Source organism: Paenibacillus radicis (ex Gao et al. 2016) (genome assembly GCF_014641555.1).
Lineage (GTDB): Bacteria > Bacillota > Bacilli > Paenibacillales > Paenibacillaceae > Pristimantibacillus > Pristimantibacillus radicis.
Genome location: NZ_BMHY01000006.1, coordinates 61500 through 82060, shown reverse-complemented (window position 1 = coordinate 82060; position 20561 = coordinate 61500). Strand labels below are relative to the sequence as shown.

At 51.8% G+C, this 20561-nt stretch carries 19 protein-coding genes and 1 riboswitch; of the genes, 12 read left to right on the top strand and 7 right to left on the bottom strand.

All coding sequences use genetic code 11. The features are described from left to right. Nucleotides 1–3: 3 nt before the first annotated feature. The 4 genes from recQ to IEX98_RS16695 all read left to right on the top strand — a co-directional run bounded on the left by recQ (nucleotide 4) and on the right by IEX98_RS16695 (nucleotide 4473). The gene (gene recQ, locus IEX98_RS16710) at nucleotides 4–2172 is read left to right on the top strand and encodes a DNA helicase RecQ (protein ID WP_188890357.1); all 2169 of its coding nucleotides are present in this window, start codon (nucleotides 4–6) and stop codon (nucleotides 2170–2172) included. 81 nt (nucleotides 2173–2253) lie between these two features. Continuing rightward, complete coding sequence (locus IEX98_RS16705) at nucleotides 2254–2679, top strand: hypothetical protein (protein WP_188890356.1); 426 nt, start codon at nucleotides 2254–2256, stop codon at nucleotides 2677–2679. Between the two features lie 40 nt (nucleotides 2680–2719). Further along, nucleotides 2720–3676 carry a sugar kinase gene (locus IEX98_RS16700; protein ID WP_188890355.1) on the top strand — a complete coding sequence of 319 codons (957 nt, stop codon included), beginning with the start codon at nucleotides 2720–2722 and terminating at the stop codon, nucleotides 3674–3676. A 2-nt stretch (nucleotides 3677–3678) separates the two neighbouring features. Then, nucleotides 3679–4473 carry a DeoR/GlpR family DNA-binding transcription regulator gene (locus IEX98_RS16695; protein ID WP_188890354.1) on the top strand — a complete coding sequence of 265 codons (795 nt, stop codon included), beginning with the start codon at nucleotides 3679–3681 and terminating at the stop codon, nucleotides 4471–4473. Between the two features lie 405 nt (nucleotides 4474–4878). Here IEX98_RS16695 and IEX98_RS16690 read toward each other — a convergent pair whose 3' ends face one another. The 3 genes from IEX98_RS16690 to nagB form a co-directional block, all read right to left on the bottom strand. Continuing rightward, nucleotides 4879–6309, bottom strand: coding sequence for a glycosyltransferase family 39 protein (locus tag IEX98_RS16690; RefSeq protein WP_188890353.1), 1431 nt, complete (start codon nucleotides 6307–6309; stop codon nucleotides 4879–4881). A 135-nt stretch (nucleotides 6310–6444) separates the two neighbouring features. After that, nucleotides 6445–7626 carry an N-acetylglucosamine-6-phosphate deacetylase gene (gene nagA / locus IEX98_RS16685; RefSeq protein WP_188890352.1) on the bottom strand — a complete coding sequence of 394 codons (1182 nt, stop codon included), beginning with the start codon at nucleotides 7624–7626 and terminating at the stop codon, nucleotides 6445–6447. Nucleotides 7627–7628: 2 nt separating this feature from the next. Next, nucleotides 7629–8354 (bottom strand): glucosamine-6-phosphate deaminase, encoded by a 726-nt coding sequence (gene nagB / locus IEX98_RS16680; RefSeq protein ID WP_188890351.1) that lies wholly within the window; start codon nucleotides 8352–8354, stop codon nucleotides 7629–7631. A gap of 240 nt (nucleotides 8355–8594) precedes the next feature. Here nagB and fni point away from each other — a divergent pair, with 240 nt between their 5' ends. The 4 genes from fni (at nucleotide 8595) to IEX98_RS16660 (ending at nucleotide 13699) form a co-directional block, all read left to right on the top strand. Continuing rightward, the gene (gene fni, locus IEX98_RS16675) at nucleotides 8595–9674 is read left to right on the top strand and encodes a type 2 isopentenyl-diphosphate Delta-isomerase (RefSeq protein ID WP_188890350.1); all 1080 of its coding nucleotides are present in this window, start codon (nucleotides 8595–8597) and stop codon (nucleotides 9672–9674) included. A gap of 68 nt (nucleotides 9675–9742) precedes the next feature. Continuing rightward, nucleotides 9743–10744, top strand: a complete 1002-nt coding sequence (locus tag IEX98_RS16670; RefSeq protein WP_188890349.1) for an MBL fold metallo-hydrolase — start codon at nucleotides 9743–9745, stop codon at nucleotides 10742–10744. A 103-nt stretch (nucleotides 10745–10847) separates the two neighbouring features. Beyond that, nucleotides 10848–10938, top strand: a riboswitch (cyclic di-GMP riboswitch). Between the two features lie 62 nt (nucleotides 10939–11000). Beyond that, on the top strand, nucleotides 11001–13118 hold the full coding sequence (locus tag IEX98_RS16665) for a choice-of-anchor A family protein (RefSeq protein WP_188890348.1): 2118 nt from the start codon (nucleotides 11001–11003) through the stop codon (nucleotides 13116–13118). Nucleotides 13119–13240: 122 nt separating this feature from the next. Continuing rightward, nucleotides 13241–13699 (top strand): hypothetical protein, encoded by a 459-nt coding sequence (locus IEX98_RS16660; protein ID WP_188890347.1) that lies wholly within the window; start codon nucleotides 13241–13243, stop codon nucleotides 13697–13699. 401 nt (nucleotides 13700–14100) lie between these two features. Here the strand turns inward: IEX98_RS16660 and IEX98_RS16655 are convergent, their stop codons facing one another. The 3 genes from IEX98_RS16655 to IEX98_RS16645 form a co-directional block, all read right to left on the bottom strand. Next, the gene (locus tag IEX98_RS16655; RefSeq protein ID WP_188890346.1) at nucleotides 14101–14337 is read right to left on the bottom strand and encodes a hypothetical protein; all 237 of its coding nucleotides are present in this window, start codon (nucleotides 14335–14337) and stop codon (nucleotides 14101–14103) included. Further along, nucleotides 14334–14723, bottom strand: coding sequence for an SAP domain-containing protein (locus tag IEX98_RS16650; protein WP_188890345.1), 390 nt, complete (start codon nucleotides 14721–14723; stop codon nucleotides 14334–14336). Before IEX98_RS16650 ends, IEX98_RS16655 begins: the two co-directional genes overlap by 4 nt. A 95-nt stretch (nucleotides 14724–14818) precedes the next feature. Further along, nucleotides 14819–15358 carry a phosphatidylglycerophosphatase A family protein gene (locus tag IEX98_RS16645; RefSeq protein WP_188890344.1) on the bottom strand — a complete coding sequence of 180 codons (540 nt, stop codon included), beginning with the start codon at nucleotides 15356–15358 and terminating at the stop codon, nucleotides 14819–14821. A gap of 129 nt (nucleotides 15359–15487) precedes the next feature. Here IEX98_RS16645 and IEX98_RS16640 point away from each other — a divergent pair, with 129 nt between their 5' ends. From IEX98_RS16640 to IEX98_RS16630, 3 genes are all read left to right on the top strand, one after another. After that, entirely contained in the window at nucleotides 15488–16540 is a 1053-nt protein-coding gene (locus IEX98_RS16640) for a GerMN domain-containing protein (protein WP_188890343.1), read from the top strand. 223 nt (nucleotides 16541–16763) lie between these two features. Continuing rightward, nucleotides 16764–17507, top strand: a complete 744-nt coding sequence (gene rph, locus IEX98_RS16635) for a ribonuclease PH (protein WP_188890342.1) — start codon at nucleotides 16764–16766, stop codon at nucleotides 17505–17507. 1 nt (nucleotide 17508) lies between these two features. After that, on the top strand, nucleotides 17509–18147 hold the full coding sequence (locus IEX98_RS16630) for an XTP/dITP diphosphatase (protein ID WP_188890341.1): 639 nt from the start codon (nucleotides 17509–17511) through the stop codon (nucleotides 18145–18147). Nucleotides 18148–18223: 76 nt separating this feature from the next. On the opposite strand, the gene asnB is transcribed toward IEX98_RS16630, so the two are convergent. After that, nucleotides 18224–20068, bottom strand: a complete 1845-nt coding sequence (asnB, locus tag IEX98_RS16625; protein WP_188890340.1) for an asparagine synthase (glutamine-hydrolyzing) — start codon at nucleotides 20066–20068, stop codon at nucleotides 18224–18226. A gap of 157 nt (nucleotides 20069–20225) precedes the next feature. On the opposite strand from asnB, the gene IEX98_RS16620 reads away from it, so the two are divergent. Then, nucleotides 20226–20558, top strand: a complete 333-nt coding sequence (locus IEX98_RS16620) for a hypothetical protein (RefSeq protein WP_188890339.1) — start codon at nucleotides 20226–20228, stop codon at nucleotides 20556–20558. The last annotated feature ends 3 nt before the right edge of the window (nucleotides 20559–20561 follow it).

The following is a 20561-nucleotide window of genomic DNA, read 5'->3' as shown; positions in this document are numbered from 1 at the left end:
AGGATGCTAGAGCAAGCAAAGGAAGAGCTGAAAAGAGTATACGGCTACGATACTTTCCGGCCGGGGCAGGAAGATATTATTTCCGGCATTATGCAGGGCAAAGACACGCTTGCTATTTTGCCGACCGGGGGAGGGAAATCGGTCTGCTACCAAATACCTTCGCTGCTTTTGCCGGGTACGACGCTTGTCATTTCCCCGCTCATTTCACTGATGAAGGATCAGGTCGATACTCTTAATCGGATTGGTGTTCCGGCGGCTTTTTTGAACAGTTCGCTTAGTGCCAGTGAATACCGCGACGTTCTGCACCGGGCAATGAGCGGCGAATATAAGCTGCTCTATGTCGCGCCGGAGCGATTAGATGCGCCGATGTTCGACAGCTTGTCCGCGCAGATGAACATTCCGCTCATCGCCATTGATGAAGCGCATTGCGTCTCACAGTGGGGACATGACTTCCGTCCAAGCTACCGGCAGCTTGCTGGCTGGATCGGCCGGCTTGCCAACCGCCCGCTTGTAGCGGCTTTTACAGCCACAGCAACGACAGAGGTTGCGGAGGATATTTCCGCAATGCTCGGTTTGCGTCAGCCGAATGTGTTCGTTACAGGCTTTGCTAGACCGAACCTGTCTCTCTCCGTCGTAAGCGGCGGGGACAAAAAGCAGTTTCTGCAAAAGTTTCTGGCTGAACGCGAGGAGCAATCCGGTATTATCTATACCGCAACGCGTAAGGAAGCGGAGCAAGTAGAAGAGCTGTTGATTCGGAAAGGAATCGCTGCGGGCAAATATCATGGCGGAATGTCGGATACGGACCGGGCTTCTGCTCAAGAGCGATTCCGCTTCGACGAGCTTCGCGTCATGGTTGCCACAAACGCATTCGGCATGGGGATCGACAAGCCAAACGTGCGGTTCGTCGTTCATTGGCAAATGCCGGGCGACATCGAGTCCTACTACCAAGAGGCGGGCCGGGCTGGGCGCGATGGCGAGGAAAGTGAATGCGTGCTGCTGTTTGAGCCGCAGGACGTGCAGGTGCAGCGGTTTTTGATTGAACAAGGCACCGGCGATACGGACCGCAAATCGGTACAGCAAAGCAAGCTTTACACGATGATGAACTATAGCCGTACACAGCGCTGCCTGCAGCAGTTTATTGTCGATTATTTCGGCGAGAAGGGCGTAGAGCCTTGCGGCAAGTGCAGCAGCTGTCTAGACAAAAGCGAGCTCGTCGACCGGACGTCGGAGGCGCAGAAGGCATTGTCTTGCGTTGGCCGGATGAGGGGCCGTTTTGGCGTTACGATGGCGGCTAAAGTGTTAAAGGGCTCTAGAGACAAACGGCTGCTGGAGTTTGGACTTGATCGGCTTACTACCTATGGCTTGTTTAACAATTGGCCGGAGAAAGAAATTGCCGATTGGCTGTATTGGCTGGTCGCGGAAGGTTATTTGCGCATGAGCGACGGGCAGTATCCAACCGTCTCGCTCGCAGCTAGCGCACTGCCGGTTCTGGAAGGCAAAGAGACCGTCATGCAGCGTCTGCGAATGACGGTGAAGCGAAGTGCCTCGTCAAGCGGTGCAGCGTCGTCGCCGTTGTTTGATGCGCTCAAGCAATGGCGCAAAGAGACGGCCGCAAGGGAAAATGTGCCGCCGTTTATGCTGTTCTTCGATGCGACACTGAAGGAGCTGACTGACGTTCAGCCTTTAACGGAAGAGCAATTGCTTCAAGTGAAAGGGATCGGCGCTGCGAAAGCAGGCAAATATGGCGAAGAGCTGCTCGCCATTATTGAGCAATTTGCAGGAGATCCGGCAACGGCTGCGGCTGCTTCTGCTGCGAGGAGTGCTGTCCGGCGTCCAGTTGAGCGCCCGGCCTCCTCAGGAGGAGCAGACAGCTCGCCAAGCCACGTCTTGTCGCTGGAGATGTTCAATGCAGGTCTGTCCCCGCAGGAAGTTGCTGCTGAACGGGGAATGAGCCGGGTCACAGTAGAGGGGCATATTATCCGCTGCGCTGAGGAAGGGCTGGAGCTCGATTGGAGCCGTGTAATTCCGGAGTCATACGAGCAGCAAATTATCGATGTTATCCGCGAGCTGAGCGCGGACAAGCTGCGTCCGATTAAGGATGCGCTGCCGGATGAGGTCGACTATTTTGCCATCCACGGGGTCATTTACAAATACGGCTTCAAATCGGAATAGATGCAGCGCTTTCTTTTGTAATTGTTACAATCATTTAGTATACTAGTTGGTAGATTAATTAAAGATGTAGGAGGCAGTTTAATGTTTAACACGATGTTATTTTTGCACGTGCTTGGAGCGGTCGGAATGGGCTTTTACGTCGTTTTGCCGTTTATGGTCGGCAGAGCGTCCAAGCTTAATGGGGGCGGACAAGGCGGTCTTGCTGACGGTCTCGTTACAGCGAACCGGATTGCCCAGTATTTCTTGATCGTACAGCTGCTTACAGGCGGCTATCTGATGTCACAAAATGATTACACAGTCGTCTGGATGATTATCGTTACGCTGCTGTTCCTTGCAATCGCTGCAATTTCGGGCATTATGACGAAGCCGCTTAAGCGTATCGTTTCTTCCATTCAGGACGGCCAAAGCGCAACGGCGTATATTGCAAAGGCTCGCGTATTCAGTCTGATCGTGCTTGTGCTTTATGTCGTTGTTATTTACTTTATGAAATTCCCGATTTTCAAATAATACATGCAATTGAGCTTCAGTCATATAGGGGGAGAATAGCGTGCATCAGACATCACCGGACATCATTACTTTTGGGGAATCGATGGCATTGTTCATGCCGCCGGAGCATAAGGCGCTGGAGCGGGCAACTGTGCTGGAGCAAGGCTTCGGCGGTGCCGAGAGCAATGTCGCGATCGGTATAGCGCGGCTGGGAGGCTCGGCAGGCTGGTTCGGCGTGCTGGGCGATGATCCGTTTGGCAAAATGATTCTGAAGACGCTTCGCGGCGAAGGCGTCGATGTGTCCCGTTCTATATTGAGCAGCGATGCACCCACTGGAATGATGTTCCGCGAGCATGTGGCCGGCAGAACAGCCGTGCATTACTACCGCAAGCATTCTGCCGCCAGCCGCATGGAGCCGGAGCAGCTGGACGAGCAGTACATCCGCGGAGCGAAGCTGCTTCATGTGACGGGTATTACGACGGCGCTTAGCGAGAGCAGCCGCCGGACGGTTCTCAGGGCGATCGAAATCGCCAAGGAAGCGGGCGTCAAAGTATGCTTTGACCCGAATTTGCGGCTGAAGCTTTGGTCGATCGAGGAAGCGCGGGAGACGCTGCTTCCGATTGCGGAGCAGGCCGACTATTTCCTGCCAGGCTGGGACGAGCTGAAATTGCTCTACAATACGGACAGCTTTGAAGAAGTGAAAGAGAAGCTGCTTCAGCTAAACGCTGTGACGATTGTGAAGGGCTTTGGCGATACAACGCTTGTGCTGGACAACGGTAAAGAGACCTTAGTTCCATTCTATCCGGCAGAGAAGGTCATTGATACGGTTGGCGCGGGAGACGGCTTCTGCGCAGGCTTCTTGGCCGGCATTATGCGGGGAATGACACCAGCGCAAGCTGTTGGACTAGCCAGTATTAACGGCTCGCTGGTCGTCCAGATGCGCGGTGACTGGGAGGCGCTTCCAGAATGGAGCGCTGTAGAGCAGCGTATGTCTGATAAAGTGTGGGTGGAACGTTAAACATGGCTGATATAGGCGTGACCGCATCGAAGGGCCAGCGCCGCCGGGAAGCGATACTTCAAGTGCTAAAGCAGCAGGGGCGCATTACCATACAGGAAATGGTGGAACGGTTTGACTGCTCCGAAGCGACGGCTAGACGGGATTTGGAGCAGATGGAGTCGCTGTACCCGATCATTCGTACGATCGGAGGCGCAATGTACGACGGCATGAATGCGGTACGTGATCTTGGCTTTGCCGAGCGGGAAGGGCTGTCGATTTACGAGAAGGAACGGATCGCATCGAAAGCCGCTTCGCTGATTGAAGAGGGGGATGTCGTTGGCCTCTCCGGAGGTACAACGAATTACTTGATCGCCAAGCAGCTGAAATTCCGAAGCGGCATTACCGTGGTGACCAATGCGGTCAACATCGCGATGGAGCTGGCAGGCAGCGCGATTCAAGTCGTTGTTACGGGCGGCATTATGCGGCATAACAGCTTCGAGCTTTGCGGGCCGCTGGGCGAAGGGATGGTCTCCCATCTGAACATCGGCAAAATGTTCATCGGAGTCGACGGCATTTCCGCAACAGGCGGAATTACGACTTACTCCGAGCAAGAGGCCCAAATTGCAAAGGCGCTGATCAAGCGTTCGCATGTGACGTACGCCGTCTTCGATCAGACGAAGATAGGCAAAGTGTCGCTGTTCTCGATTGCGGGGCTTTCCGAGCTGCAAGCATTCATTACCGATGTGCCGATCGGTCCGGAGCTTCAAGAGGCGGCTCAGCAGCACGAGATCAGCCTTTATGTGGCGGACGAGCAATAGAAAGCAATAAGGCAGTGGCCAGGTCCCTATGAGGACGCCGGTCACTGCCTTATTTTTTTGTGAAGCAGGCAATCCTTCTTGCTGACTAGACTAGACCAGCCTATGGAAGGTTGAGCGCTGCTGCTATACTTTTCTCCGCCCCAGCCTCACCGGAAACTGCGTTTTCGCACTTGGTCATCTCGGTTCGAATGTTACTATGAAACAAACTTCGCTAATTATTGCAGATTTTTCTCTAATTTCTCTCGGACAAGCTGCTTGCTGAACATTTCCGGCAAATAAGGATACTTTTTTCTCTATAAGGAAATCGATATCCGCCCTTATGTACTTTCTTACCTTACACGTGTGAATTCCACTTTTCATCAGTGAAATAAGGAAATCTGATACCGAATAGAGAAATAACGGCCATTAATGACCCTTGAATTTACGCAGACGCTGGAGCAGCCAATAGACGCCATAGCTTTGCAAAATGATAAACGCGGGCATTAAATCGAGCCGGTACCGGGCTTGAATCTCAATCGCCAAGTGAATGGCAGCATAACCAAGCAGAAGGACGAGGAACAGCGTTGATCCGGAAACGGTACGCCGCTTCAGCAAAGCAATGAGCGCGAGAACTCCGAACAGGCTCATTGCTGCGTAGGAGGCCCTTTCGATACGCTCCGCATTGGCTTGCAGTACAGGCAGGTTCATTTCCCCAAGACTCCACATGGCTGCATCATCCTTAGCACCCCAGAAGAACACGAGCTTTCTGGCAAACAAGGCAGCGACGGCGGCTTTATCCTGCAGTCTTTCTTTCACTACGGCAAGCTCTGCAGCATCCCGCTCCTCGCCAAGTTTATATTGGAGAACATACTTTCCATCCTCCAGCGACCATTTTCCGTCCGTAGCAGCATTGAGTCCAACCATGAATTTCCAATACGGTTCGCGGTTGGTTAAGGGGTACTCCGTATAGCCAGCCTGCATGAACAGCGAGCTCACAAGCAGTTGGATCGCGTAAAAAACAGCAATGACGCCAGCCAGCTTGGTTACAGAAACGAACAGTCTCCGGCGGGTTAATTGAGGCAGCAGATGGCAGATGAGCAAATAGACAGCCAGACCTGCGATAAAAATGCCGCCTATCGGGCGGAACAGTTGCCCGAGACCGAAACAAAGTCCGATTACGAGCCACTGGCTGCGGGATGTTTGCCAGCGTTTTGCGACTGCAACCATACAGCCCATCATAAAGAATAGGGTGGAAAAATGCTGATTGCTCAATACCGAGCACATCATGATGTTAGGCATATATAAAGCGTAAGCAAAGCCTGCAATCCGGCCGGACCGTTCATTGAACACCGAGGAGCCCGCTTTGTAGACGATCCATACGGTAGCTGAGCTTACAAATACGTTAATGAGTTTAAGGATTAGCATCGGTTCGTTAAATAAAGAAATGACAAGCGCCTCGTACATTGTAAAGCCCATTTGATAGACCCACGCCGAGAAATATTCCGTATCGTTGAATGAAAAATCGCCAACGGCTGCGCTTTGTGCGGCCGTGTACATAAATAAAAAGTCGGATGCCGGCGGCGTATCGATCCAGAGTATCCAGACGAGTCTAGCAGCCAAAGCGACGCCGATAAGGCCTATTGTAAACCATACTCTGGATGCAATTCGATTAAGCCCATATGAGGCGGCCAGCATGATGATGACTGCTGCTGCAATGGCTCCTGCTGCATAGAGAGGAGAGTTTATTGTATAAAACGCGTTTAAAGTAGAGGATATAAAGGCTGTTGCGAATAATAAGCAGCCTAGTACAAGCAAGCCGCGTGAAGCGAAAAGGCTGCTTTTCCGTGCGATTTCCATATTTTCTCCTTTCTTCTAGCCGAAGGGCATCCTTATATACTAGCCGATCTCTAATAGATTCGCCAGCAATCTCCGCTTTTTTTCCAATTTGCCGATAAAAAAAGACCTGCCGCGGCAGGTCTTGCAAAAGATTGTTTAGTTCTGTTGAAAAACGAGTTTGCCGTTTACCCAAGTTTTGGATACCTGGTGAAAAGCTTGCTCCGCCAGCACGAGATCGGCACGTTTGCCAACCGCTATCGAGCCGGTTGTCTCGTACAGACCGAGCTGCTTGGCCGCGTTGCCGCTGGCAGTCTGGCTGACCTCCGTAACGGATAGAGATGTGTTTTCCAGCATAAACCGGAAAGCGTTAATCATAGTCAAGCTGCTGCCTGCCAAATTGCCTTCCTTCAGACGCGCGACGCCTTCTTTGACGAAGACCGGAAGGCCTCCCAAATCATAGAGTCCGTCAGGCATGCCGGCTGCAGACATCGCATCGGATACGAGAATGAGCTTGTCAGCCGGCTTGGATGCGACGAGCAGCCGTATAGCTCCAGGATGAACATGGAAGCCGTCGGCAATGAGCTCAGCGCAAATTCGGTCGTCCGACAATACGGCACCAACTGTACCCGGCTCGCGGTGATGCAGTGGACGCATGGCGTTATAGGTGTGTACCGCATGCGTCAAGCCGTGATTTGCTGCGTCCTGCATAACATCATAAGTGGCGTCTGTATGACCGCATGCGGCAACGATTCCGTGCTCTGACAGCCAGCGGATCGCTTTCATCGCGCCTTCGTTCTCCGGTGCAAGCGTCACGAGTTTGACGAGACCTGGATAGCGAAGCTCCCAGTCCTCTAACCAATCGATACGCGGCGGAGATAGAAAAGCGGGATTTTGCGCGCCTATCCACTTCAAGCACAGGAACGGCCCCTCCAGATGAATACCGTAAAGTGCCGCATAGGCCATGCCTTCCGCTTGGAAACGGCTAACGGCTTCCAGAACCGAGTCAATCGCTTCCTTCGAAGCTGTCATCGTCGTAGCCAGCATGCCTGTCGTGCCTTGGGAGGCGTGAAAACGGGTTATCGCCTCATAGCTCTCTTGGCTGGCGTCCATAAAGTCGCCGCCGGCTCCGCCGTGCACATGAACGTCGATAAAGCCGGGCAGCAGCCACTGTCCGCCGCCGTCAATCCGCTCAGCGGATTCTGGTACGCCATCATAGGCCGAATTTCCTTCAATAATAGCAGCAATCGTTCCGTCTTTAACATGGACAGCTCCATGTGCGACACGGTCTTCCAAAACGATGCTCACATTGTAAATCAGCCATTCGCTAGGGAATGTCATGATTATGCCAACTTCCTTCCGGCTTCGCGGTCGAGCAGCACGGTAACCCGGGGATGCGTCTGCAGCAGCGATGCCGGCACGTCCGTTGTAATAGGGCCGGTCAGCGCTTGCTTGACGATATCCGCCTTGTCCGCGCCGCGAACCACGAGTAGAATATGGTTCGCCTTTAATATAGAGCCCACGCCCATCGTAATCGCCAGCTCCGGCACTTCATCCATAGAGGCGAAGAAGCGGGCGTTTGCCTCGCGGGTTTCTTGCTCCAGCTTGACGGCATGCGTGCCTCCGGTCAACGCTTCTGCAGGCTCATTGAACCCGATATGGCCATTATGGCCAAGTCCTAACAGCTGTAGATCAACAGGCTGCTCTTGCAGCATGCTGTCGTAGCGGGAGCATTCCGCTTCCAAATCCTCGGCCATGCCGTTAGGCAAAAACGTCTGGTTGGATGGGATATCGATGTGGGCAAATAAATGACTCTTCATATAATAGGCGTAGCTTTGATCGTTATCCGGCGTCAAGCCGACATATTCGTCTAAGTTGTATGATGTAACGTGCTGAAACGAAATGTTTTGACGACGATGCATTTCTACTATTTTGGCATAGATCCCGAGCGGTGTCGACCCGGTAGCCAGACCCAGAACGGGGGCTGGTTTGTTCTGTACTGTGCTTACGATTAGATCGGCTGCGAATGCATCCAGTTCCTGCGCGCTGTCAAAAATTTTAATATCCATTTATATAGGCCTCCCGGAGGTTGCGCCTTGCGAACGTTGCAAGCATGCAACCTAGCTAATATCGTCTTATGGTTCTATTTTAAGACATAATCATCATATTAACAATAAAAATGATTGTAAACTTCATAAAAATGATTAATACGTTCATTTTAGTGGCTTCAATGTGAGCAATGTTGCTCGGTGGTTAAAAACTGCGTTATGATGGACGAAGCATAGTAAACGAGACCCAGGAGGTTCACGATGAGTGATCATACGATAGCGGCGAGCGCGGCTGAGGCTGCCGCCACCGCGAAAAGAAAGGGAGAGCATATCCGCATCTGCCTTCAGGAGGAGGTCGCCGGTTCAGGGATCGAGACCGGACTGCACAAGCTGCGGTTTCGGCATAATGCGCTTCCGGAGCTTTCTTTTGAAGAAATCAAGCTGAATACGCAGTGGCTGGGCCGCTCTATGAAAGCTCCGCTGCTGGTCAGCTCGATGACGGGCGGAACGGATGAAGCGGGATCGATCAACCGGCGTTTGGCGGAAGCAGCGGAGCATTGCGGCTGGGCGATTGGACTTGGTTCCATGCGGGCAGCCATCGAACGGGAAGATCTGGCTGCCTCTTTCTTTATCCGAAGAGAAGCACCCACCGTTCCAGTAATCGCCAATCTTGGGGCGGTCCAGTTGAATTATGGTTTTGGCGCCGAAGCATGCCAGCGGGCAGTTGACATTGCCGAGGCTGACGCGCTTGTCCTTCATTTGAACAGTATGCAAGAGGTATTCCAGCCCGAAGGGAATACGGATTTTCGGGGGCTGCTTGCAGGCATCGAGCAGGTTTGCCGCAAGCTTGCCGTTCCAGTCGGCATTAAAGAGGTTGGCTGGGGCGTTGATGCGGATACCGCAGCACGGCTAGCTGATGTTGGCGTATCCTTTATAGATGTAGCAGGAGCTGGCGGTACATCCTGGAGCCAAGTGGAGAAGCACAGACTCAAAGACGAACTGCGGAAGCAGGCAGCGGAGGCATTTGCAGACTGGGGCATTCCGACTGCTGACAGCATTCGTGAAGTAAGCTCCAGGCTGCCGGATATGCCGGTCATCGCTAGTGGAGGCCTCCGCAATGGGGTCGATGCTGCCAAGTCGATTGCACTGGGTGCGAGCATTGCTGGCTTTGGGAGAGTGCTGCTGCCCCGTGCAGCGCAGACAGATAATCGCGTTTCGGTGGAGCAGCTCGTTGAGCAATTCCGCCGGATCGAATTTGAACTGCGGTCGACGATGTTCGGAATCGGCGCAGCTACGATTGAAGATTTGACGAATACGGAGAGGCTGTACGCCATCTCCTAAATGGCGACGGCAACGATGATCGTTATTATCGTTGCCTCGTTTTATTTTCGAAAGGGGACATCGGTTTCATGGAGCGAGAAGGGCAGCAGGTAGAGACGGCACAGTGGAATGACGGATGGATTCAAGTGAAGGTACCCCTTCCGTTTTCGTTGAAATGGGTGAACAGCTATTTGATTCCGGAGCCCGATCAGAGCGGCTATACGGTTATCGATCCGGGACTTCGAACGGATGAAGCTGTGGCAGCGTGGAACGAGGCGATGCAGAGGCATGACATAGACGTTGCGGCAATCAAGCGAATTATCGTTACGCATCAGCATCCTGATCATTACGGGCTGGCCGGTTATTTTCAAGAGCTAAGCGGCGCTCCAGTGTACATGTCCCGAAGATCGCATGCTTACACGGTTCGGTTATGGGCAGAGGGCAGCCGGTTTGCTGAAGAGCTGGGACAGCTTTTTTCCGGGCATGGTATGCCGGATGAGCTTACGTCCGCTATAGCAGCTAACCTCGAACTGTTCGAGGAGCGGGTGTCGCCCCAGCCATCTGTGACTTATATGAAAGCGGGGGAATCCATCCGGTTTGGCGGCTTTGAGTGGCAGCTTATTGATGCGCCCGGTCATGCTTATGGGCAGCTGCTGCTCTATGAGCCGAATAATGGCTGGATGTTTTGCGGCGATCAGGTAATTCCGCGGATCACGCCAAACATAAGTGTCGTCCCAGGGGAAGAAACCGACCCCTTGAATGATTTTCTGACGAATTTGGATGAATTGTTGAACTATGACGTGAGCTTTGCTTTTCCGGGACACCGTGATCCATTTACCGGTTTTGCTGCCCGCATCGAAGAGTTGAAGCAGCATCATATACGGAGATTGGAAAGAATGAAGCGTATGCTGGATGAGCCGATGTCCGCTTTCGAGCTATCCGAGCGGTTGTTCGGCATAAACTTGCGCAGCAATCCGCATAATTTGCGGTTTGCCATGGCGGAGACGCTCGCTCATCTCTATTATATGGAGCACCGAGGCTTAATAAGGAGACTGGAAGGTGCCAGCGCTTATTTGTTCCATGCAGTTTGAGTGATGGGGGACTAAAGAACGATAAAATTTATTTTTCCGTATTGACGAGGAAAGATTTGCATCATAAAATCTAGAAGACAACTGCATGATACATGAACAGCGTTAGCGCTGTGAGCAAACCGCGCGAAAGCGCGGGACGCAAAGTCTGGAGTCTTCTGTGCAATTTATTGTACAATGATCGTCCGATTGCCATGAATGAATCATTCAGGTAGTCGGACTTTTTTATTGCCATAATACGTGCGGGGAGGACATGAATTTGTTTGAAAAACAGATAAAGACAGCTTTTTTGCTAGCGATGTCGGCAATCGTTATTTTCGGAGCGGGACTGCATGCGATTGTGAGTGCGGCGGCTTCTCCAGCATCGTCATTGCTAGGCACGGCAGGCGCTTATAATATTTTTGTACTGGGCAGCGTATCGCTGATGAACACCGATTCAGAGGGACCTGTTGCGGCTGGTGGAGCTGCGAATTTTACCAACTACTCCGTGAACAGCAAAGAAAAGGTGATCGATAACGCATTGGTCGTTGGCGGTTCGCTGGTTTTTAACAATGGGACGGTAAAAGGCGGCAATGCCAAATACGGCGGTTCGTATACGGGGAATGTAACGGTTACAAACGGAACCTCTCCTAAGCAGGGAAATCCGATTGATTTCAACGCCGAAGCCTCTTATCTGAAGGAAGTTTCTGCGAAGCTTGCTGCATTGCCTGCGAACGGAACCGCGAGCAATGCTTACGGGACGCTGACGTTAGCGGGAACAGACAACAATTTGAATGTATTTGAAATCGATCAAAATTACGGCGAGCTGGTCATTCAGGTGCCGAATGGATCGACCGTCATTGTAAATGTAAAAGGAAATTCCAGAAGCTTTGGCACGGCAGGAACCTTTATGCCGGATAAGAATAATACGCTTAGCGAGCATACGAATCCGGCTGCCGTACGCAAATTGCTATTCAACTTTCCAGAAGCTACTGATATTACAATCGGTTCTTCCGGTCAAAGAGGCACGCTATTGGCTCCTTACGCTAGTGTAAAGACGACATATAGCAATATTGCAGGCAATATTATTGCTGCTTCACTGGATGGGCATGTCGAGGCTCATTATTACCCGTTCGATGGCACGGTTCCAGAACCGGAGGCTAGTCCGACACCAACAGCGACGCCTACCGCAACGCCGACAGCGACACCAGAAGCAACACCAGAAGCAACACCTGAGGCTACGCCAAGCGCGACGCCAGAAATAACGCCAACTCCGTCGCCAAGCGACGAACCAGAAGCAACACCAACAGCTACGCCAGAAGTAACGCCAACTCCGTCGCCAAGTGACGAACCAGAAGCAACACCAACAGCAACGCCAGAAGCAACACCGACAGCAACGCCAGAGGCAACACCGACAGCAACGCCAGAGGCAACACCGACAGCAACGCCAGAGGCAACTCCGACGGCGACGCCAGAGGCAACACCGGCAGCGACACCAGAGGCAACGCCGACAGCGACGCCAGAGGCAACACCGACAGCAACGCCAGAGGCAACACCGACGGCGACACCAGTGTCAACACCAACAGCAACGCCAGAGTCCACGCCAACAGCGACACCAGTGTCAACACCGACGGCGACGCCAGAGTCCACGCCAACAGAGACACCAGTGTCAACACCGACGGCAACACCAGAGTCGACACCGACGGCGACACCAGAGTTCACGCCAACAGCGACACCAGAGGTAACACCGACAGCGACGCCAGAGTCCACGCCGACAGCAACGCCAGAGGTAACACCGACGGCGACGCCAGAGGTAACACCGACGGCGACGCCAGTGTCAACGCCGACAGCAACACCAGAGTCGACACCGACAGCAACGCCAGAGTCGACGCCGACAGCAACGCCAGAGGCAACACCGACGGCAACACCAGAGTCGACGCCGACAGCGACACCAGAGTCGACGCCGACAGCAACGCCGGAAGTAACACCTGGTCCGACGCCTGAAGCTACGCCAAGTGCGACGCCAGGCCCTACACCTGTAGTAACACCAGAGCCAACACCAAGCGGTGGTCCTGCAGCAACGCCAAGTACGGAGCCGTCATCGACTCCGACCGCTAGCCCTTCTGCAACGCCAGACGAGGAGATCGTCATTACGCCGGAAGAGCCGCCATTGGGCCCAGTAGACGGTGGAGATGGGGAGACGCCTTCGTCTTCTGCAAGTCCGTCTACGGGTTCTGACGAGGACGAGATTGTGATCGACGAAGAAACACCGCCAGCAGGCAGTGTCAACGTAGATCAACTGCCTAAAACAGGCGAATCCAGTTCACTTCCTTATTACGCGGCAGGACTGCTGCTTGCAGCCGCGGGGCTTACAATTCGGATGAAACAACGGAAATAACTCGAAATCATTTCTACTGCCGGGGGCTATAGCTCTCCGGCTTTTTTTGTAGAGAATTGTTATTTTTCACCTGTTTACGTCGTCTACTAGTTAAAGTCTATTCGCAGCAAGGGAGATATACGATGAGAAGAAGTCAGCTCGTTTATTTTGCAGCATTTATTGCCATTGTAGCGGCGCTGTTTGCAGCACCGTTTCCGGATTCGGGGCGTCTAACGAAGGACCAAACAATTGGACAAACGGTTGAAGCAGCGATCAACGGTCTGAATGACCAGGGGATAGTCAGCTTTACATTCAAGGAAGCAGATGAGGTCTATGTCATCCCTCCTTACGTATCGGAGGCCGAGCTAGCAGTTGCTACTAAACTGAAGCCTAAAGCGATAGTTAAGCTAGCGATGCTGGCAACTGCGCACGAAAACTATTTCATCGTTGTTCATCGGGTGGACGGACCACCGAGCTATACGATTCTGGATGGCAATTACGGAATGAATAGTGATCATATTATCGTCTACTCAAACAAAGAGCCTATTAAACTGACAAAAAACGACAGCAGCCATCAATACCGCCCCTATCGATTTCTATAAATATCTCAGATCATCCAGTGCAACACCCGGCAGTGTCAAAGCTTAAAGATGCGCGCCTTTAATTACACAATGCCTGCTGAGTAGATGGGCAATCAACTTTACTCTATATGCAGGCCTTGCTGTGCGAAGTGGGAAACAAAATGCAAATGTACATTTTGATTAAGCTCAAAAGGTCCAATAAAGCGATCAAAATGCAAAAGTGCATTTGAAATCAGTCAATTTCACTCTATACCGGCTTTTTTAGCCTATCAAACTGCACATTTGCATTTTGAGGGGCTAAATGGTCTAAAAATCGACTAACAACCTGCACTTTTACATTTTGATCGTTGCAGTCAATGGCAAACCTAACTTGCAAGCAGGACAGTAAACCAAGCAGTCAAACCAAGCCAGTATTGCCTTTATTATTTCTTGTCGTCTAAATAGGAGGCCAATAAATCTGGCGAATACTGCTTGGAACCAGGATTATCCCTCACTTGCTTCCATAACTGGGCAGCGACGTTCATCCGGTTTCCAATTGCTTTTGTGCGCGGGTCTTTATTAAAGTCCTTTACGAAGTTATTCCACTGATAGGTTTTTTCCTCTGCGCTTACAAGCTCCGTCTTACCCTCGTAGACTTGAATTAAATCGGCCACTGTCATTTCCATATCGCCCCGGCGCTCAGCTTCTCTAAGTAGCGACGCCATTTTTTTGGTGAAGGAAAATTTTTGCTTCTTGTAATAATCAGCAAAAAATTGCCTGGCTTGCTGTTAAATTTAAACCCATCGGGAATGAGCCTTGTAGATAGCGAAAGCTCCTTGTCATGCTCCTGCTTCATTCTTAACGTTGTGCTCTTTTGCCGAGTATTCACGATTTCTTCACCGGTCAGCCATTTCTTGATTCGTTCTTCCAGCTCCGCCTTTGTTCCCGATGAGGGGATGTTATGCTCGCTGCATAGGTCGATCAATTCCTTCTTATACCAGTAATGCATTTCAAATTGTTGTACCGAAAGCTCTTTGGAAAAAGGGGGCCGCTCATTGACGGTCATAAGTATATCCCTGCCTATTTATCAATATGTCGTTCTAACTCAGCCTAAAAAAAGAGCCTGCCGCAATCGAATGCGGCAGGCTCTTCTTTATACGATCAATCAAGCGGCAGATTGGTGTCTGCCTCACGTTCTGCTTGCTTGCGGTGAGCGATTCGGCTTGCTGCTGAAGCGGCAATTGCTCCTACGATATCGTCGAGAAAAGTATGCGTATGCTCGCCGTTTTTCTCATTCAGCTTTTTCAATATGCCGGGCTTCAGCTTGTCGATATAGCCGAAGTTGGTAAAGCCGATGCTGCCGTATACGTTCACGATAGAGAGCGCAAGCACTTCATCGCAGCCATACAACCCTTCATCGTTTTTAATCATCTCCTGAAGCGGAGTGATGAGCTTGCCTTCTTCGGCAAGCACGTCAAGCTGAATGCCGGTCAGCACCGCATTTTGCACCTCGCGTTTGGACAATACCGCATCAACATGGACGATGCATTCATCCAGCGAAAGATCAGGGAAATAGTCTTTTTGTAAAAAATGGACGAGTTGTCCGATTTGCGTTTTGGATACGCCGCGTTTCGCGAGCCACTCATCTGTAGCCTCTGCGACCTTGCGGCTGTTCAAGCTATAAGGATTTGGTGTAAACACCGCATTACCCCCTCATCATTTTGTGGACAAAACTGGTCTAAATCAGGGAAGGGCTCGTATACATAGTACTACAAATAAGCAAATGTAAAAAGCCGCGAGGCAATAATCGATTGGGGAGGAAAGGTTAATATGATTCAAACACGATGGATTCGCCGCGCCGCAATCGGCGGTTTACTGGTAATGCCGATCTTAATGACAGGCTGCGGGTTGTTTTCGAAAAAAACGAATGGGGAAATTGATCCCCCTCGGACGAACGAAACGAGCAACGTTGACGGTACGAATACTGGACAGGCCCAGCAGCCTGGCCAAGGTGATGCAACTCAGATGACGGTATACTTGAAGGATCGGAACGGTTATTTGGCACCGGTAGCGCTGCAAACGACGTTTGGCAAAAACGAGCAGCCAGGTCAAAAAGCGTTGGAAATGATGGTTGACGGCGGTGCGTATGCCAGCCAATTGCCGGAGGATTTCAAGGCAGTTCTCCCGCAAGGAACGCAAGTTAAATCATTCAAAATCGAAAACAAGCTGGCGATCGTTGATTTCTCCGAAGCTTTCAACAGCTACACCAATACGGAAGAGCGTTCCATCGTAGAGGCGATTGCATGGACTCTTACAGCTATGACAGGTATTGAGGGTGTTGAGTTATTGTCAGAGGGTGAAAAGCTGCAAGAAATGCCGGTTGACGGTTTCCCGTTAGACGAGCCATTGACACGAGCAGTCGGGATCAACCTGGAAGCTGCTGACGGCGTCAACTATGCCAACTCGACTCCGGTTACGCTGTACTTCTCTTCGCAAACATCGCATGACGAGCAATATTATGTACCGGTTACGCGCTTGATCGCCCGTCCTGAGAAATTGGCCGACGCAGCAATGGAACAGCTCATTTCCGGGCCGTTGAACAAAAAAGAGCTGACCAGCGTCATCACCAATGACGTCAAGGTTAATAGTATTGTGCAAAAGGACGATACGGTAACCGTCGATCTCGAGGATCCTGCTTATGAAGAGGGCCAAGCTGCACCGGAGGAAATGCTGCAGGCGGTCGTCTTGTCACTCACGGAAAATACGAAAGCATCTAAAGTGCAAATTTTACTTAACGGTGAATCCAACGTCATCGATGATAAAAACAATTCCTACAGCGCGCCGGTTTCGCGTCCTCATCACGTCAATGCCATTAAAAGCTAATTGAACGGAAAGCAAGTAGGGGAGAGCTGCAAAAGCTCTCCTCTTTTTTATGGACTGGCAGTGGCGCAGATAGGCCATTTGAAAAAATGAAAATGGCTTCAAGGGTGCTTTTCGTATGAGCCTTTGGTAAAATAGGAAGGATTGTAACGATAGGCTGCGAACCTTACATAGTAATGCGATGTGATCGCGGACAGAAGAACGAAAGATTCAGGAGGATGCAACAATGAGAACTGATGGCCGCCAACCAAGCGAGCTGCGTCCGGTGACGATTACGACCGGCGTTAACAAATATGCAGAAGGCTCCGTACTTATTGAAGTCGGAGAGACGAAAGTCATTTGCACAGCAAGTGTCGAGGAGCGTGTTCCGCCCTTTATGAAAGGTCAAGGCAAGGGGTGGATTACAGCGGAATACTCCATGCTTCCGCGTGCGACGCATTCCCGTAATCAGCGGGAAGCGGCACGAGGCAAGCTGACAGGCCGGACGATGGAAATTCAACGGCTGATTGGCCGCGCTTTGCGTTCAGTAGTTGATCTTCAAGCACTCGGCGAGCGTACCATTACGCTGGATTGCGACGTCATTCAAGCAGATGGCGGTACGAGAACAACTTCAATAACCGGCTCGTTTGTAGCTTTGTGTCTGGCTGTTAACAAGCTGGCGAAGACGACAACGTTTGCCAAATATCCGATCACTGATTATTTGGCATCGGTAAGCGTGGGTGTTATTCAAGAAAGAGCTTTGCTGGATCTGAACTATGATGAGGATTCCAAGGCGAAGGTCGATATGAACGTCGTTATGACCGGCAATGGCAAGTTTGTCGAGGTGCAAGGAACTGGAGAAGAGGAGCCATTCTCTCGCAGCGAGCTCAACGAGCTTCTTGAACTGGCAGAAGGCGGTATCGGACGTCTGATCGAGCGTCAGCGTGAAGCGCTTGGTGAAGACGCGGGCCGTATCGGAGGAGGCGCATAGGATGAAGGAGCTCTCGGACAAACGTATTCTGATTGCGACGAAAAACGAAGGCAAAGTGAAGGAATTCGCTCATGCGCTCAGCAAATTGGGCAAAGAAGTCGCAAGCCTTAACGATTATCCGGATTTTCCAGACATCGTAGAGGATGGAGATACATTTGCTGCCAACGCACGGATTAAGGCGAAAGCAGCAGGGGATGCGTTCCAGGTTGTTGTACTTGCCGATGATTCCGGCTTGCGGGTGAACTCGCTGGGTGGTGCTCCGGGCGTTTATTCGGCGAGATATGCAGGTGAAGGCGCGACAGACAGCGGCAATAATGCCAAGCTGCTCGCAGAGCTAGCCAAGCTGGACGGTGCCGATGCGGCTGAACCGCTGGCAGATGGGACAAGGCTGCTTAGCGAGGCGCAATTCGTATGCACGTTGGCGCTGTATGACCCTTCTACCGGCGAGTTTGTGGAAACAGAAGGAACGGTAGACGGCTATATTGCGGATCGTCCCCGCGGCGAAGGCGGCTTCGGTTATGATCCGTTGTTTTGGCTGCCGCAGCTTGGCCGTGCGATGGCTGAGTTGTCCAAGGAAGAGAAACAGCAGATCAGCCATCGCGGCCACGCGCTGGAGCAATTGCTGGACAAGCTGAAGTAACTCCCGGGGAGTCTTGCTATATTTCTGAAAAAGAGGCCGGCCGCAGCTATAAGCTGCGGTCGGCCTCTTCGTTATTTTACTTAATAGAAACGCCATATTCCTTGAGCCACAGGTTGACCTGATACAAATAAGCAAATAACTGCGGGCCGGACATTAATTGTCCAAACCACGGAATATTTGAACTTGCTGTTGCAGAATCGGCGATTTCCCGTACTTTGGCTGCGTTGATCAGAGGCAAAATTGGCGAGGACGGATCGTTTAGTACGTCAAGCAGCAGTCCTTTGACGGCGGCCAAATAGTTCGGATTATGCGTTTTGGGATACGGGCTTTTTTTGCGCGTCAGCACATCGTCCGGGAGAACGCCTTTCAACGCTTTACGCAGAATACCCTTTTCGCGATCGCCCGATGTTTTAATCTCCCAAGGGATGTTCCACACATATTGCACGAGACGGTGATCGCAAAACGGAACGCGAACCTCAAGCCCGGCAGCCATGCTCATCCGGTCTTTCCGGTCAAGCAGCGTTGGCATGAAGCGGGTAATGTTCAAGTAAGACATTTGCCGCATGCGCCGCACTTGCTCGGACTCGCCATCCAGATGCGGTACCTCGGCGATGGCTTGCGAATAACGATCCCCGATATAGTCGAGAGGTTTAATCCAGTCTGCTACATCGGGTGCGAGCAGATCGGCGCGCATAGCGGAAGCAAGCGACCAAGGGAAGGTGGAGGCGTTCAGCGCTTCCTCGCGATGGAACCACGGGTAGCCGCCAAATATTTCATCGGCTGCTTCGCCGGATATCGCTACGGTTGCTCCCTTTTTGATCTCGCGGCAAAACAACAGCAAAGAAGCGTCGACATCAGCCATACCCGGCAAATCGCGGGCCAGCGTGGCATCGCGCAGAGCAGCGACCAGCTCCGGCGTGTCGAATTGAATCGGATGATGAATGGTGCCCAGATGAGTAGTCATTCGCTCGATCCAAGGTGCATCACTGTTCGGCTGGAATGCATGCGCTTGAAAATGCTTGTCGTTGTCCTGATAATCGACCGAATAGGTATGAACATTGCCTTGGCCGGTCTGCTCGTAATAGCGTACGGCTAGCGTTGTAAGCGCGCTGGAGTCCAAACCGCCGGAGAGCAGTGTGCATACTGGCACGTCCGATACGAGCTGCCGTTCCGTTGTATCTTTTAGAAGCTCGCGAACATGCTCCGCCGTGGCTGCGACATCCTCGTCGTGGGGATGGCTCTCCAAGCTCCAATATTTCGTTTTCCGCAGCCCTTCTCGGGTGACAGTCATGCAATGCCCCGGAAGCAGCTCCGTAATTTGCTTATAGACGCCTTGACCGGGCGTCCTAGCAGGTCCAAGAATGAATACTTCTGCCAGGCCTTCTGCGCCGACCTCCGCTTTTACGGCAGGGTGCGCGAGAATAGCCTTCGGCTCAGAACCAAACAGGAACAGGCCTTCTGCTGTACTGAAGAACAGCGGCTTGACGCCCAGGCGGTCGCGGGCAAGGAACAGCTCCTGCTCCGTAACATCCCAAATGGCGAAAGCGAAAATGCCGTTAAAACGCTCCACGCAAGCTTTTCCCCACTCGATAAAGGCGATGAGCAGCACCTCTGTATCGCAGGTCGTGGAGAAGCTGCGTCCTCTGCTTTCCAATTCTTTACGCAATTCCAGCGCATTATATAGCTCTCCGTTATAGACGACTACATATGTGTCATCCTCTGAATGCCTGATCATAGGCTGGGCGCCGTTCTCCGGGTCAATGACGCTGAGGCGCCGATGACCAAGCGCGCAATGGGCCGATATCCAAGTGCCTGATGCGTCCGGTCCCCGCAAGGACAATGTCTCCGTCATTCGCTCCAGACTGTTGCTGTCTTGGGTTAGATCGCGAGTCCAATCGATCCAGCCTGTTATTCCGCACATTATGTTCTCATTCCTTTCTTCTGCTGGGTCCAATAGCGATAATAACAGTTATATGCGGAAAAAAGGGATAAAATGTCTGTCCGAAAGGGAAGCTAACGGTGGTATTCCCTCGGTTCAAAATAAACAATTTTCGGGAACAAGGAGATGACAAAATAGAATGTATGACGGAGAGAACGCAGAGGAAGGGCGAAAAACATTTTACGTATCCGTTCAGGCCGGACAGGTGTTGACGGACCCGGAGGCTGCCGCTTACGAGCTTGTCATTACGGCTAGCGAAGAAGAAGCGGACCAATTGAAGCAGTTGTTCGGCGATTTATCCAGCATGGACGAGGCGCAAACCTCTCATTTTCTGCAGATGGCGATTGCAATGAATGATGATTCGATTATGAACGGCGGCTATGACGAGATATTGCAGCAAATTTACCGCTTTCTGTACGAGCGCGGCACGGATGAAACGAAGCATGTGATTGAGGGTATGGGGATTCTATAGCCC